The 13,136-nt window shown below is 71.0% G+C and carries 17 protein-coding genes; 9 read left to right on the top strand and 8 right to left on the bottom strand.

Going from position 1 to position 13,136, the window contains the following annotated elements; genetic code table 11:
- Positions 1-8: 8 nt before the first annotated feature.
- Both G6N45_RS17340 and G6N45_RS17345 read left to right on the top strand, forming a co-directional pair.
- Positions 9-350 carry a DUF3253 domain-containing protein gene (locus G6N45_RS17340; protein WP_163723375.1) on the top strand — a complete coding sequence of 114 codons (342 nt, stop codon included), beginning with the start codon at positions 9-11 and terminating at the stop codon, positions 348-350.
- A gap of 30 nt (positions 351-380) precedes the next feature.
- Entirely contained in the window at positions 381-923 is a 543-nt protein-coding gene (locus G6N45_RS17345) for a class I SAM-dependent methyltransferase (RefSeq protein ID WP_246228710.1), read from the top strand.
- A 1-nt stretch (position 924) separates the two neighbouring features.
- Here G6N45_RS17345 and G6N45_RS17350 read toward each other — a convergent pair whose 3' ends face one another.
- The 3 genes from G6N45_RS17350 to G6N45_RS17360 are packed head-to-tail and all read right to left on the bottom strand — an operon-like array spanning position 925 to position 2,617.
- The gene (locus tag G6N45_RS17350) at positions 925-1,308 is read right to left on the bottom strand and encodes a DUF4267 domain-containing protein (protein WP_057148023.1); all 384 of its coding nucleotides are present in this window, start codon (positions 1,306-1,308) and stop codon (positions 925-927) included.
- Positions 1,309-1,312: 4 nt separating this feature from the next.
- A complete protein-coding gene (locus G6N45_RS17355; RefSeq protein WP_163723376.1) occupies positions 1,313-1,681 on the bottom strand; it encodes a SpoIIAA family protein in 369 nt (122 codons plus the stop codon).
- 54 nt (positions 1,682-1,735) lie between these two features.
- Positions 1,736-2,617: a TIGR03854 family LLM class F420-dependent oxidoreductase gene (locus G6N45_RS17360; RefSeq protein ID WP_163723377.1), complete on the bottom strand. Its 882-nt coding sequence runs from the start codon at positions 2,615-2,617 to the stop codon at positions 1,736-1,738.
- Positions 2,618-2,684: 67 nt separating this feature from the next.
- Here G6N45_RS17360 and G6N45_RS17365 point away from each other — a divergent pair, with 67 nt between their 5' ends.
- Positions 2,685-3,437 (top strand): alpha/beta hydrolase family protein, encoded by a 753-nt coding sequence (locus tag G6N45_RS17365; RefSeq protein ID WP_163723378.1) that lies wholly within the window; start codon positions 2,685-2,687, stop codon positions 3,435-3,437.
- 247 nt (positions 3,438-3,684) lie between these two features.
- Positions 3,685-3,987 carry an MOSC domain-containing protein gene (locus G6N45_RS17370; RefSeq protein WP_246229124.1) on the top strand — a complete coding sequence of 101 codons (303 nt, stop codon included), beginning with the start codon at positions 3,685-3,687 and terminating at the stop codon, positions 3,985-3,987.
- A 6-nt stretch (positions 3,988-3,993) separates the two neighbouring features.
- On the opposite strand, the gene G6N45_RS17375 is transcribed toward G6N45_RS17370, so the two are convergent.
- Positions 3,994-4,500: a hypothetical protein gene (locus tag G6N45_RS17375; RefSeq protein WP_163723379.1), complete on the bottom strand. Its 507-nt coding sequence runs from the start codon at positions 4,498-4,500 to the stop codon at positions 3,994-3,996.
- 114 nt (positions 4,501-4,614) lie between these two features.
- Between G6N45_RS17375 and G6N45_RS17380 the strand changes: the two genes are divergently transcribed.
- Entirely contained in the window at positions 4,615-5,205 is a 591-nt protein-coding gene (locus tag G6N45_RS17380) for a YdcF family protein (RefSeq protein WP_163723380.1), read from the top strand.
- Here G6N45_RS17380 and G6N45_RS17385 read toward each other — a convergent pair.
- The 4 genes from G6N45_RS17385 to G6N45_RS17400 all read right to left on the bottom strand — a co-directional run bounded on the left by G6N45_RS17385 (position 5,198) and on the right by G6N45_RS17400 (position 9,168).
- A complete protein-coding gene (locus G6N45_RS17385) occupies positions 5,198-7,045 on the bottom strand; it encodes a fatty acyl-AMP ligase (RefSeq protein WP_163723381.1) in 1,848 nt (615 codons plus the stop codon). The genes G6N45_RS17380 and G6N45_RS17385 overlap by 8 nt on opposite strands.
- Positions 7,046-7,111: 66 nt before the next feature.
- Positions 7,112-7,735: an NlpC/P60 family peptidoglycan-binding protein RipD gene (gene ripD, locus G6N45_RS17390; protein ID WP_163723382.1), complete on the bottom strand. Its 624-nt coding sequence runs from the start codon at positions 7,733-7,735 to the stop codon at positions 7,112-7,114.
- 197 nt (positions 7,736-7,932) lie between these two features.
- Positions 7,933-8,430: a thiol peroxidase gene (gene tpx, locus G6N45_RS17395; RefSeq protein ID WP_163723383.1), complete on the bottom strand. Its 498-nt coding sequence runs from the start codon at positions 8,428-8,430 to the stop codon at positions 7,933-7,935.
- A gap of 42 nt (positions 8,431-8,472) precedes the next feature.
- The gene (locus G6N45_RS17400) at positions 8,473-9,168 is read right to left on the bottom strand and encodes a DUF899 domain-containing protein (RefSeq protein ID WP_163723384.1); all 696 of its coding nucleotides are present in this window, start codon (positions 9,166-9,168) and stop codon (positions 8,473-8,475) included.
- An 86-nt stretch (positions 9,169-9,254) separates the two neighbouring features.
- Between G6N45_RS17400 and tenA the strand changes: the two genes are divergently transcribed.
- From tenA to upp, 4 genes are read left to right on the top strand one after another with little or no spacing between them, the layout of a single operon-like run.
- The gene (gene tenA / locus G6N45_RS17405; protein WP_163723385.1) at positions 9,255-9,992 is read left to right on the top strand and encodes a thiaminase II; all 738 of its coding nucleotides are present in this window, start codon (positions 9,255-9,257) and stop codon (positions 9,990-9,992) included.
- Positions 9,993-10,038: 46 nt separating this feature from the next.
- Positions 10,039-11,274, top strand: a complete 1,236-nt coding sequence (locus tag G6N45_RS17410; RefSeq protein ID WP_163723386.1) for a GTP cyclohydrolase II — start codon at positions 10,039-10,041, stop codon at positions 11,272-11,274.
- Positions 11,271-12,485, top strand: a complete 1,215-nt coding sequence (locus G6N45_RS17415) for a URC4/urg3 family protein (RefSeq protein WP_163723387.1) — start codon at positions 11,271-11,273, stop codon at positions 12,483-12,485. Before G6N45_RS17410 ends, G6N45_RS17415 begins: the two co-directional genes overlap by 4 nt.
- Positions 12,486-13,115 carry a uracil phosphoribosyltransferase gene (upp, locus tag G6N45_RS17420; RefSeq protein WP_163723388.1) on the top strand — a complete coding sequence of 210 codons (630 nt, stop codon included), beginning with the start codon at positions 12,486-12,488 and terminating at the stop codon, positions 13,113-13,115.
- The last annotated feature ends 21 nt before the right edge of the window (positions 13,116-13,136 follow it).

The raw sequence follows: 13,136 nt of genomic DNA on the forward strand, positions 1-13,136 counted from the left end.
CTGGAGCCATGGCGGACCGGCTGCGCAACGAGTTGGTGGGGATCGCCGACGGGTCCGGACGGTATGCCGACGCGGCGCGCGCCGCGCTGGGCGACGCCCCCGTCGGCACGCGGCTCGGGTTCGCGATCCGGGCGCTGGCGGGACATCGCGGTCCTGGCAGCAGCACCTGCCCGTCGGACGCCGCCCGCGCGGTCGGGGGCGAGCGCTGGCGCGCTCTGATGGACGACGCCCGCGACACAGCGCGCTCGTTGGCCCGGTCCGGGCTGGTCGAGATCACCCAGCGCGGCGAGGTGCTCGACCCCGACACCGACTGGCGGGGCCCGATCCGGATCCGGGCCGTGGAGCGGTGACCCTCCAGCGCCGGCGCCTACCATGACGGCGTGTCCGACGACGACCGTGACCGCTGGGACCGGCGCTACCGCGGTATGCCGCCCGCATCCCCCGACGACGTGTGTCTGCCAACGGTTTTCCGGCCCTTCGCTCACCTCTTCCCCACCACCGGCACCGCGATGGACGTGGCGTGCGGGCGCGGAACAGCGGCGGTGTGGTTGGCGCGGCGCGGCGTGACGGTCCGCGGCTACGACATCTCGCCGGTGGCCATCGCCGAGGCCCGCGCGCTGGCGCAGCGGTGCGGATGCGCAGGCGCGCTTTTCGCGGTGGCCGACCTCGATGGCGGGCTACCGCCCGGCGACCCGGTGGATGTGTTGCTGTGCGCGAACTTTCGCGATCGGCGCCTGGACGAACCGATGCAGCACCGCGTCCGCGAGGGTGGGCTGGTGGCGGTGAGTGCGCTCAGCGAGGTCGGCGCGGCCCCCAGCCGGTACCGGGCGGCGCCGGGTGAGCTGCAGCGTGCGTTCGGCGCGCTCGATGTCGTCGCCTGCGGGGAAGCCGACGGCCGGGCCTGGTTGCTCGCGCGGCGGTGATTCAGGCGTCGGTGCGGCGCGGACGGCGCAGCGCCCCCCACAGCCCGACGCCGATGCCGACCACCGCGCCGCCGAGCCCGATCGCCTTCTGGGAGCGGCCCAACTGATCGTGCACGCTGATCCCGCCGAGGAGATCAGCCGCGTCGGCGCCGCCCGAGGCCAGGAACCAGCCGCGGGTGTCTCGCTGCTGCAGTGCCGCCGCGATCAGCATGGCGCCGATCAGCGCGTCGCGGTATCCCATGGAGCGCAGCAGCAACCGCGCGGTCGGGGGCGGATCTCCCGGGTCCCCCCAGAGCCGGTTGGCGCGAAGCGGATCCACGAGGAACGAGATCCCCGAGGAGAGGCGGATGCCGCCGGCGACGAGGGCGGCGCGGTCCAGGGTCATCGTTTCAGCCCGCCGCCCATTCGGCGGCCTGGTCCAATTCGGCGAGCGGATACAGCGCGATCTCGCCGGGCACCATCCAGGCGAACGCGTGCAGCGCGTGCACCACCCACTCCTTGTCGGTGACCACCGCGACGCGCCGGAACGCCGCGTGATGGCGGATCAGCGCCCCCAGCCCCAGGCGCAGATCCTCGGCCAGGCCGCCGGGGCCGAACCCGTCGTAGTCGTCGGCGACGACCTCGACGAGCCGGATCTCCCCGGTCGCCAGCATGTCGTCCATCGCGGGCCGGAACTCGCGCAGATCCTGACCCCGTAGCCGGCCCGAGACCCGGATCCCGGCCACCCCCGGCGGCATGTCGTGCAGTATCTCGATCATGCTGCGCAGTCTGGCACGCCGGGCGCGTACTTGGGTGCGATCCGGCGGCTCTTGTCAATTCTGGCGCGGCAGAAGCTCTTTGACGAACGTGTCGAGAAAATCCTCGGTGCTGATCGTGCCGGCGGGCCGGATCACGAACTTGATGAGCCCCGCGGCGATGTAGCCGTCGAGCAGGCGGTGCAGCTGCGCCCAGTCGGCGGCCACCAACTCGGCCGGATCGAGGTCCGGACGCCGCTTGCGGATCGCGGCTCGCACCGGAGCCGGCAGCTCGCCGTCGCCGACCGCCAGGTTGATGCCGTAGTGATCCTCGGGCACCTCCCGCTCGGCGGCCGCGGCGGCCATGCGGATCTGCCCCACCGCCTCCCGGGCCTCCGCCGGGGTCAGGAAGCTCCCCAGCCAGCCGTCGCCGTAGGCCCCGATGCGCCGGTATCCCGCCGGTGACGACCCGCCGAGCCAGATATCCAGCAGCCCAGCCGGTTTGGGCAACACCGTGGCGTCGCGGACGGAGAAGAACTCGCCGGAGAAGGTGACGGTGTCTTCGCACAGCACGCGGCGAAGCAGGTGCAGCGACTCGTCGAACACCGCGGCGCGTCTTCCCTCGGGCACCACGAACAGGTCGCGCTCGACGGGCAGTGCCGAGCGCAGCCCGAACACCGGAAGGACCCGCTTGGGGGCGAGTGCGGCCAGGGACGTGAGCTGCTTGGCGACCAGCACCGGGTTGCGCCCGGGCAGCACCGCGACCGACGTGCCCACCTTGAGGTGGCGGCTCCGGGCGAGCGCGACCGCCATTCCCACCACGGGATCGATCGCGGGTGAATAGACCAGCTCGGAGAACCACAGCGAGTCGATACCCGCCGACTCCAGTTGGTCGACGAACCCGGGAAGTGCGTCCGCACCGACGTCGACCCCGAGGCTGACCCCGAACCGCACCTTCACACCGGTCTCCTCTCGCCGTGACGACCACTCCAGCATGCGGCACGGTCGTCGGTGACAGGATGTGGGCGTGGCAGAACGCATCACCTTCCCCAGCAGCAGCGGCCCGTCGCTGGCCGGACTGGTCGACGTGCCGCAGGGCGAGATCCGCGGCTGGGGCGTTTTCGCGCACGGCTTCACGCTGGGTAAGGACTGCCCCGCCGCGAACCGGATGTGCAAGCAGTTGGCCGCAGAGGGCATCGGCATGCTGCGGTTCGACAACCTCGGCCTCGGGCATTCGGAGGGGGACTGGGGCGACGGGTCGTTCTCCCACAAGGTCGCCGACACAGTGGGGGCCGTCGCTTTCATGAACGACTCGGGCCGCGAGGTGCGTCTGCTCGTCGGGCATTCGTTCGGGGGCGCCGCCGCGATCGCCGCCGCCCATGACTGCCCGACGGTGACCGCGGTGGCCAGCGTCGCGGCGCCTTTCCAGCCGGCGCACGTGGAGAAGAACTATGACGCCCTGGTCAGCCGGATCGAATCCGACGGCGAGGCACCGTTTCTGATCGGCGGCAAGGCGCTCACCCTGCGCCGGCATTTCATCGAGGACGTCCGCAACGCCGACCTGCGCGAGCGCATCAAGACGCTGCGGCGGGCGCTGCTGGTCATGCACTCGCCCACGGACAACACCGTCGGGATCGCCAACGCCAGCGACATCTTCCGCGCCGCCCGGCATCCCCGCAGCTTCGTCTCCCTGGAGGGGGCCGACCATCTGCTGACCGAGAAGAACCAGGCGGCCCGGGCCGCGCGCATCGTCAGCGCGTGGGCCGACCCCTACCTGTAGAGCGCAGCAGTGGGCGGGGCCGCGAGCGTCCGCGGAGCCCGCCCACCGTCACGATGTCAGTCCTGCGAACCGCCGGACCCGGGCGACGGAATTCATCGCGATTAGGCTGGACGACCGTGCGTATCGTCGCGATCCATCTGGCCCCGGGCGACGCATCCCGACGCGTTCGGTCGACTCGGTCGTCGCCGAAGAGGGCAAGGGACTGGTCGGCGACCGCTACCACGGCACCCGGCACCGCCACGTCACCCTGCAGTCGCGCGAAGCGCTCGACGCCGCGGCGGCGCAGCTGGGCCGCCCCGTCGACCCTGGTGCGACGCGCCGCAACATCACCGTCGACGCCGGCGAGATCCCGACGAAACCCGGCACGAGGATCCGCATCGCCGACGTGGACCTGGAGGTGGTGCGGTTGTCGGCACCGTGCCGTCTGCTCGACGACTGGATCGGACCCGGCGCCGCCGCGGCGCTCAGCCGGCGCGGTGGCTCGGTGTGCCGGGTGCTGAGCAGCGGCACCCTGCAGGTCGGCGACGACGTCGTCTGCTCGCAGAACTGACGCCGGTCAGCTGCCGTCGCCGCCGGCCTCGGCGGGCAACGGTGGCGGCAACGGCGTCGTCGGGGTCGCCGAGCTGGTCGGGCCCGCGCCCGGAGAGCTCGTGGTTCCCGGCCGCTGGAAGTCCAGCATCGGTTCGTCGCGGATCACCTTCTCCCCCGCGCTGATCACCAGCGCGTCGGAGGTGACCATGTACTCGATGCCGTCCCGCGACGCGGTGAAGGCGCCGTCGGCCGACTGGGACGCTGCGGCGATCAACCTCGCCCCGTCCCGAACGCGCACCCCGCGGTATTCCAGATCCCCGTCGGAGAGCTTGCAGATCGCCACCCGGGATCCGGCGGTGCTGCCGAAGACGACCGCCGTCGCCGGCGCCGCGCACCGGGCGGTCGAGTCGATGTATCCGCGGCTGTCCGACGGCGGCGCCGAGACTGCCGGCGGCGCCACCGCGAGCAGCGCCACGGCCGAGGCGGCCGTCGCCAGGACGGTGCGGACGAGGATGGTGCGGTGCGAAGACATCACTGTCCACCAGACCACGTCGGGACAGAACTTGCGAACGGCCCCGGCCGATTTTCGCGCATCGTTGGGCCATCGAGACCGGACCGTAATGAACGGCCTCCCGTCGGCGATGACATGATCGTGACCTTCTCCGGCGCCGCGGCGCGGTGCGGCGCGCTGCTGCTGGCCGTCGCGGCAGCCTTCGCCCTGCTGCTCGGAGCCGGCCCCGCACTGGCCGCCCCGCCTCTGGTGGCCAAGGACTTCTCCAAGCCGGCGATCGTGATCCTCGGCTACGGGCTCAAGGACAACGGGACGATGCGGCCCATCCTGTACACCCGCGTCCTCACGGGTCTGGCGGTGGCGCAGATGTTTCCGCAGTCGCCGATCATCGTGACCGGCGGCAATCCCCGCAACGGCCGGACCGAGGCGGGCGAGATGCGCAAGACGCTGCGCGTACTGGGTTTCCCTGACGACCGGATCCTCGTCGAGGACCGGGCCAACAGCACCGTGCAGAACGCACGATTCTCGGTGCCGCTGGCCGAGGCCGCCGACACCTCGGGCATCATCCTGGTGACCTCGTCGTCGCATCAGGACCGCGCCGACGGCAACTTCGCCGATGCCGGCGGCAACGTGCTTGCGACGGTGAGCTTTCCGGACGGGAACCCGTCGATCAACATCGCCCAGTTCGTCAGGGACGTGCTGAGCCCGTTCGTGGCGATCACCTGAGGGCTCGAGATCCGTCGAACTCGCCGTCCAGATACGCCGCGCGGCAGGCGCGGCGCGCCAGCTTGCCACTGGTCGTCCGCGGGATCGCGCCGGCGGGCACGATCCGCACATCGGCCACCGGAGCCTGATGGCGTTCGTGCACAGCGGCTTTGATGGACGCCACCGCGCCGGCGGGATCTGTGCGCGCCGTGCCCGCGGCACGCTCGGCGACGATCACGAGGCGATCCTGCCCGCCGGCCTGCACCGCGAACGCTGCGACGTATCCGCGCCGCACGATCGGTGACGCTTCGGACGCGGTGGCTTCGAGGTCGTGCGGGAAGTAGCGCCGGCCGCCGAGGATCACCACGTCGGCGATCCGGCCGGCGATGTAGAGCTCGCCGTCCAGATAGAACCCGAGATCGCCGGTGCGCAGCCAGGTTCGGGCCGGATCCGCGCCGACGGCGTGGCTGCCGTCGGCCAAGGTGCCCGCCAGGCGCGCACAGAACGTCCGCTGCGACTCCTCGGGCCGGTGCCAGTAGCCGCGGGCGATGTTGTCGCCCTGCAGCCACGGCTCGCCGACTCGCCCGTCGGGGAGCTCGCGGCCGGTGTCCGGATCGACGATCACGCAGGACAGGCTGCGCGCGACCTGTCCGCACGACACGTGCGCGGCCGCGAGGTCGTGGTCGGGCCGGACGCGCACGGCCGTGCCGCGGGCCAGCTCCTCGCGGTCGACGTACAGGGCCTGCGCCTGAGCGGCGGGGGCGATCGTCGCGACGAGGAGCGTCGCCTCGGCGATGCCGTAGGACGGCTTGAAGGCGGTGCGCGGTAGGCCGAACGGTGCGAAGGCCGCGTCGAACGCGGCGATCGCGTCGATGCTGACCGGCTCGGATCCGATGATCAGCACCACGTTGGCCAGGTCGATCCCGGAGTCGGCGCCGGGCACGCCCCGTGCCGCTGCCCACTCGTAGGCGAAGTTGGGCGCCGCGGTGACCACGCGCCCGGTCGCCGACCCCGCCGACAACGCCTCGATCCAGCGCAGCGGCCTGCGGACGAACGCGGTCGGCGACATCAGCGTCGAGTGGCCGCCGTAGACCGCCGGGAAGCCGATCATCGACAGACCCATGTCGTGATAGAGCGGCAACCAGCTGACCCCGTGGGTGTTCCGGTCGAGCAGGTCGATGGACAGGATCATCTGCACCAGGTTCGTGCCCACGGCGCGGTGGGTGATCTCGACGCCGGCGGGAGGCCGCGTCGCCCCGCCCGTGTACTGCAGATGCGAGACGTCTTCGACGTCGATCGCCGTCGGCACGAAGCCCGTCGCCGCCGCGTCGGGCACCTCGTCGATCGTGATGATCTCGGGCCGTGGCACCCCGGTCAGCTGGTCGAGGAATGCCTCGACTCCGGCGCGGGCGGCCGAGGTGGTCAGCACCGCGGCAGGCCGCGAATCGCGCAGCGCGACGTCGAGACGTTCGGCGTGCCCGGGCAATTCGGGGGCGAACAGCGGCACCGCCACCGCGCCGGCCTTGATCGCGCCGAAGAAACCCGCGATGTAGTCGAGGCCCTGGGGCGCGAGCACCGCGACCCGCTCCCCCCGCGCGGCCGCCTTCTGGACGCGCGCCCCCACGGCAGCCATCCGCACCCCCAGCTCGGTCCAGGTGATCTCCGAGGTCTGGGTCCCCGCGCCGGAGAAGTCGAGGTAGCGGTAGGCGACCTCGTCACCGACGTGGGCGATGTTGCGGTCGATCAGCGAGATGAACGTGATGTCGTCGGGCAGGTCGATCCCGCCGTCGGCATCGAGGCAGTCCTCGACCTGCAGCAGTCCGTCGCTGATCGGGATCGACCTGCCCGTACGGCGATTCATGCCCGCAGTCTAGGTGTCGAGGTCCCGGTGCAGTGACGTGTCCGAATCGCCAAGGCGCGCAACCGGTCAGGCGATGATGCGCACCAGGTACGGCGTCATGTCCTTGGTCCGCACGTCGGAGAGCGCGACCCCGGAGTCGGTGGTCTCGACCATCTTTCCGTTACCGATGAACAGTGCGACGCTCTGCGTCCCCTCCGGGCCGTAGAACAGCAGGTCACCGGGAAGCGCGAGCGACGGCATGACCTTCTGGCCCACCTTGTACATCTCGCCCGAGGACCTCGGCAGCTTCACGCCCACTCCGGCGTACGAGTAGACCATCAGCCCGGATGCGTCGAAGCCGACGACCTCCACGCGCGGGGCCGGCGTCGGCGCCGGGACCGCGGCGGGCAGGTTGAGCCCCGGCGTCGTCAGATCCAGCGCCGACGCGTCGAGCTCGGCCTGATCGGGCTGATCGGGCTGAGCCGGGTCGGCGGACGTGGGTGCCGCCGCCGTGCCCTTGCTCGGTCCCGAGGCGCCGCCGCCGCCGTAGGCGAACGGGACGCCGCGCTGCGAGAGCGCGCGGGCGATGACGATCTCGACCGCCTTCTGGTTCGTCGCCGATCGCGTGGGCTGAGCCGCCGCCAGACCCGGCGTCGTCACCAGCAGGGCGAGACCGAGCACGAGGACTACGAACACACGGACGCGTGTCATGGCACTTCCACCGCTTTCCAGCTGCCAGCACCGCGCGGGCACTGGACCTCATTGATTAACAACAGTCACTATGACCACTTCTACACCACCTGAGCTGGTGTATTGACGTCATCGCAGGACGCTGAACCAAGGAGATGCGGGACCGGGACCGAACGGTGACCTACGTCGACGCGTCGCCCTCTAGGGTGTGTCGCGCGTCACGCCTTCAGTGCGGCAATCGCGGCCTGATAGTCCGGTTCCTGACCGATCTCGGGCACCAGCTCGGTGTAGGACACCGTGCCGTCCGCCCCGACCACCACGACAGCGCGGGCCAGCAGCCCGGCCATCGGGCCATCGGTGATCGTGACGCCGTAGTCATCGCCGAAGCTGTCGCGGAACGCCGACGCTGTCGTCACGTGCTCGATTCCGTCTGCACTGCAGAACCGCTTCTGCGCGAAGGGCAGATCTTTCGACACGCACAGCACGGACACACCCAGTTCGGCGGCGCGCTCGTTGAATGTGCGCACGCTGGACGCACACACCGGGGTGTCGACGGACGGGAAGATGTTGAGCAGCAGCGGCTTGCCGCGGAACTGGTCGTCGCCGACCGCACCGAGATCGGTTCCGGTCAGGGAGAAGCCGGGCGCCGGCGAGCCGACGGCGGGCAGCTCTCCGACGGTGTTGATCGGATTTCCGCGCAAAGTTATCTGTGCCATGCGCACAGTGTGCCAAGCGGCACGGGTTTCGTCGCGTCCGGGTCAGGCGCCGTCGGGGTCGCCGTAGGCGCGCGCGATGTCCTCCGACGACGCCCACCCCGAGTACGTCGGCCGCTGCGGCCAGCCCTCGGGCGAATCCTGCCAGTCCTCCTGGCGGCCCCACGGCAAAATGTCGATCAGCGCGAACGAATGACTGAGCTGTTCGGTCCCCCGGCCGTTGGTGTGCCAGGTGCGGTAAACGGTATCGCCGTCGCGCAGGAACACGTTGACGGCGAAGCCCTCACCGGGTGCGGCGTCGACGTCGGCGGCGAACGGACTCTGCGACGACGAATACCACTCCATCGCGTTGCCCACCCGGCGCTTGTAGGCCAGTGCCTCCTCGATGGGCCCCGACGTGACGATCACGAACCGGGCGTCGTAGTTGTCCAGGAACCCCAACCTGGTGAACTGGGACGTGTAGCCGGTACAGCCGCCGCACTGCCAGGTCTCGCCGTCGCTCCACATGTGGTTGTAGACGATCAGCTGCGATCGGCCCTGGAAGATGTCGGCGAGCCGGACCGGGCCGTCGGCGCCGATCAGCGTGTAGTCCGGCATCTCGACCATCGGCAGGCGGCGTCGCTGCGCGGCGATCGCGTCGAGTTCACGGGTGGCGGCCTTCTCTCGGGCCCTCAGCTCCTCGAGTCGGCCGCGCCAGGCTGCGGCGTCGACGACGGGCGGAAGGGCGGTCGTTTCGATCATCGGGTCATCCTGTCAGCGGTGTCACAGTGGGTCACCGGGATTGACCGGCCCCGCGCCGAGAACTCATCGCTGACAGGATGGCGAGCATGACATCGAGCTCGGAAGCGCCGCCCCGCATCGGATCCGGGCGGCCGGAATCCTGGACGACGCGGCTGTGGGCCGACATCGACGGAATCTTCGGCGCGATCACCGCGCACCCGTTCCTCACCGGGCTCACGGACGGCACGCTCGACGCCGACGCCTTCATCCACTACGTGGCCCAGGACGTGCACTATCTGCGCGCCTATGCCCGCGCGCTGGCCGTGGTCGGCGCCAAGGCCCCGACGCTGGCCGACACCGCGCTGTTCGCCCGGCACGCCGCCGAGGTGTTCGACGTCGAGCTGGAGCTGCACGGTGAGCTGTTGCCCGCATTGGGGCTCTCCCCCGGGGCGGTCGACCGGGTTCCCGTCGCCCCGACCACGCAGGCCTACAACAGCTATCTGATCGCCACGGTGTACGACGGCGGATTCGCCGACGGGCTCGCCGCGGTGCTGCCGTGCTACTGGATCTACGCCGAGGTCGGTGCCGAACTGGCGCACCGGGGTTCGCCGGACGCGCGCTACCAGCGTTGGATCGACAGCTACGGCGGTGACGAGTTCGCCGCGACCGTCACCGACGTGCTCGACCTCGCCGACCGCGTTGGGCCGACGCTGACCGCGTCCGACGAAGCCGCCGCCCGCGCCCACTTCGTCACCACCGCCCGCTACGAGTGGATGTTCTTCGACGCCGCACACCGCCGCGAGGCGTGGCCGGCGCCGACCACGGGCGCATCCGCCGCGCAGTGACTAAGCTGGCGCCTCTCCTTACGACCCACCCCAGCGAAGGAGACCGATGCCCACCGGTCACGTACGACTGACGTCGCACAGCGGTGGCACCGACGCGCCGACACTGCATTGGGGTGCCCCCACCCCCGCCGCGCGTGGACCTGTCGTCGGCACCACCGCCCGGGCGCACCGCAACGTGATCGGCACCCACAGCGGCGCGTACGGCGTCTACCGGGCGCTGGCGGTCGCGGCCGGCAAGCTGTCCCCCGAGCACCGCGCCGACCTCACCGACACCGCGCCGACCGACCGGATCGGACCCCACCCGCAGTGGGGCGACCCGGCGACCATCGTCAGCCTCGATCCGTGGGGGGCGATGGTCACCGAGGCGTTCGCCGCCGAGATCGCCGCCGGCATCGACATCCGCCCCACGATCGCGGTCACCAAGGCCCAGGTCATCCTGCCCGAGATCGGCGACGCGCTCGGCAAGGGCCGACTGACCCCGGACGGTCGCGTCCTGCTGGCGACCGGCGCCGCGCAGGTCACCAAGGCCGCCGTCGAACCCGTATGGCATCTGCCGGGGGTGGCCGCACGCTTCGGCTGCAGCGAGAACGATTTGCGCCGTGTGCTTTTCGAAGAGACCGGCGGCATGTATCCCGAGCTGGTGACCCGCCCCGACCTCGAGGTCTTCCTCCCCCCGATAGGCGGTCAGACGGTCTACATCTTCGGCGACCCGGCGCACCTCGCCGACGCGTCGGTCGAGCTGACCGCGCGGGTGCACGACGAGTGCAACGGCTCCGACGTGTTCGGCTCCGACATCTGTACGTGCCGGCCCTATCTCACCCACGCGATCGAGGAGTGCATCATGGGCGCCCAGCGTGGCGGCGTCGGTCTGGTCGCCTACTCCCGCAAGGAGGGCCGCGCGCTCGGCGAGGTGACCAAGTTCCTGGTCTACAACGCCCGCAAGCGGCAGGCCGGCGGCGACACCGCCGACCAGTACTTCGCCCGCACCGAATGCGTTGCCGGCGTGCAGGACATGCGGTTCCAGGAGCTGATGCCCGACGTGCTGCACTGGCTGGGCGTCACGAAGATCCACCGGCTGGTGTCGATGAGCAACATGAAGTACGACGCGATCACCGGCGCCGGCATCGAGGTCGGCGAGCGGGTGTCGATACCCGACGAGCTGATTCCCGCCGACGCCCGCGTCGAGATGGACGCCAAGATGGCCGCCGGCTACTACACCCCCGGCCAGGTCCCCGACGCCGACGACCTCAAGAGGGTGAAAGGCAGGGGGCTGCACGGATGACCGTGCCCGCCGAGGCCGCCGCGGTGCTGCGCACCACGACCGCGGTGCGGACGCGCTCGGCGCTGCTGCTCGAGCGGGCCCGCGCGGGTGAGTCCCGCTGGTTCACCGTGGACGACGACGCGCTGCCGGGCGCCGCCGACGACGTCGCCGCGCTCACCCGCACCCGGTTTCCCGACCTCGACATCCCGCCGCACAGCCGGTGGCGCCACTTCGAGACCGGCGGCGTGGACCGGCGCGCCGACCTCGACGGCCTGCTCGGCGGGGTCGACACCCGTGAGCGTGCCCGCGCGATGATCGACCTGACCGTGGTCAGCGTGCTGCTCGACGCCGGCGCCGGCGCCGACTGGGGATACGTGGAGAACGGCGTCCGGTACACCCGCTCGGAAGGTCTCGCGGTCGCCAGCTGGCACGGCTTCCTCGCCGGCACGTTCTCCAGCGACCCCGACCGGCCGCTGCGGGTGGACGCGGCAGCGCTGCGGGCACTGACCGTCGACCGCCTGGCGGCGGCCCTGCAAGTGAACGCGACCAATCCGCTGGTGGGCCTGGACGGTCGGGTGCAGCTGCTGCGCCGCCTGGGCGATGCGCTGGCCGACCAGCCCGAGGTGTTCGGCCAGGCAGGCCGCCCCGGCGGACTGTTCGACGCGTCGTCCGCCCCGTCGGGCGTGGTCGACGCGCATGACCTGCTGGTGGCGCTGCTGATCTCGATGTCCCGAATCTGGCCGTCGCGCAACATGATCGGTGACGTGCCGCTGGGTGACTGCTGGCGCCACGATGCCGTCGGCGGGCCGGGGCTGACTGCCGGCTGGCTGCCGTTCCACAAGCTGTCGCAGTGGCTGACCTACTCGCTGATCGAACCGCTGCGATGGGCCGGGGTGACGGTGACCGGTGTGGAGGCGCTCACCGGGCTGCCCGAGTACCGCAACGGCGGCCTGCTGCTCGACACCGGGGTGCTGCGCCTGCGGCATCCGGCCGACGCCGAGCATGCGTGGGCCCCGGCCGACGAACCCGTGGTCGAGTGGCGCGGGCTGACGGTGGCCCTGCTCGACGAGTTGGCGCCGCTGGTTCGTGCCCGGCTCGGAACCGGCGCGGCGCAGCTGCCGCTGGCGTGCGTGCTCGAAGGCGGCACCTGGGCGGCCGGCCGCGCCGCGGCGCAGCGGCTACGCGGCGGGCTGCCGCCGCTGTCGATCATCAGCGACGGGACGGTGTTCTAGATGACGCAGGTGCACGTGGTCGACCATCCGCTGGTGCAGCACAAGATCACTCTGATGCGCCGGAAAGACGCCTCCACCAACACCTTTCGCCGACTGGTGCACGAAGTGTCGGCGCTGATGGCCTACGAGGTGCTTCGCGACATCGGCATGCACGAGATCGCCGTGGACACCCCGATGGAGTCCACCACCGGCAATGTGATCGATGGCAAGAAGCTGGTGTTCGTCTCGGTGCTGCGCGCGGGCACCGGGATCCTCGACGGCATGCTCGACGTCGTGCCGTCCGCCCGCGTCGGCCACATCGGGCTGTACCGGGAACCGAAAACACTTGTCACCGTGGAGTACTACTTCAAGATGCCCGGCGACCTGGCCGAGCGCGACGTGGTGGTGCTCGACCCGCTGCTGGCCACCGGCAACTCCGCGGTCGCGGCGGTGGAGCGGGTACGCGAGTGCAACCCCAAGTCGGTGAAGTTCGTGTGCCTGGTGACGTGCCCGGAAGGCATCGCGGCGATGACGCAGGCGCACCCCGATGTGCCGATCTACACGGCGGCCGTCGACCGGCAACTCGACGGCAACGGCTACATCCTGCCCGGCCTCGGCGACGTCGGCGATCGCATCTTCGGCACCAAGTAGCCTCGCCGAGGGCACCCCGCG

Origin of the sequence: Mycolicibacterium psychrotolerans, assembly GCF_010729305.1 — a bacterium.
In the GTDB taxonomy this organism is placed as follows: domain Bacteria; phylum Actinomycetota; class Actinomycetes; order Mycobacteriales; family Mycobacteriaceae; genus Mycobacterium; species Mycobacterium psychrotolerans.

What these genes read in the sequence shown, in the direction of transcription:
- G6N45_RS17355 (WP_163723376.1), bottom strand. Translation starts at nt 1,681, where the DNA reads ATGATCGAGATACTGCACGACATGCCGCCGGGGGTGGCCGGGATCCGG.
- G6N45_RS17385 (WP_163723381.1), bottom strand. Translation starts at nt 7,045, where the DNA reads ATGAATCGCCGTACGGGCAGGTCGATCCCGATCAGCGACGGACTGCTG.
- G6N45_RS17400 (WP_163723384.1), bottom strand. Translation starts at nt 9,168, where the DNA reads ATGATCGAAACGACCGCCCTTCCGCCCGTCGTCGACGCCGCAGCCTGG.
- G6N45_RS17380 (WP_163723380.1), top strand. Translation starts at nt 4,615, where the DNA reads ATGATCGTGACCTTCTCCGGCGCCGCGGCGCGGTGCGGCGCGCTGCTG.
- G6N45_RS17340 (WP_163723375.1), top strand. Translation starts at nt 9, where the DNA reads ATGGCGGACCGGCTGCGCAACGAGTTGGTGGGGATCGCCGACGGGTCC.
- G6N45_RS17375 (WP_163723379.1), bottom strand. Translation starts at nt 4,500, where the DNA reads ATGTCTTCGCACCGCACCATCCTCGTCCGCACCGTCCTGGCGACGGCC.
- upp (WP_163723388.1), top strand. Translation starts at nt 12,486, where the DNA reads ATGACGCAGGTGCACGTGGTCGACCATCCGCTGGTGCAGCACAAGATC.
- tpx (WP_163723383.1), bottom strand. Translation starts at nt 8,430, where the DNA reads ATGGCACAGATAACTTTGCGCGGAAATCCGATCAACACCGTCGGAGAG.
- tenA (WP_163723385.1), top strand. Translation starts at nt 9,255, where the DNA reads ATGACATCGAGCTCGGAAGCGCCGCCCCGCATCGGATCCGGGCGGCCG.
- G6N45_RS17410 (WP_163723386.1), top strand. Translation starts at nt 10,039, where the DNA reads ATGCCCACCGGTCACGTACGACTGACGTCGCACAGCGGTGGCACCGAC.
- ripD (WP_163723382.1), bottom strand. Translation starts at nt 7,735, where the DNA reads ATGACACGCGTCCGTGTGTTCGTAGTCCTCGTGCTCGGTCTCGCCCTG.
- G6N45_RS17415 (WP_163723387.1), top strand. Translation starts at nt 11,271, where the DNA reads ATGACCGTGCCCGCCGAGGCCGCCGCGGTGCTGCGCACCACGACCGCG.
- G6N45_RS17350 (WP_057148023.1), bottom strand. Translation starts at nt 1,308, where the DNA reads ATGACCCTGGACCGCGCCGCCCTCGTCGCCGGCGGCATCCGCCTCTCC.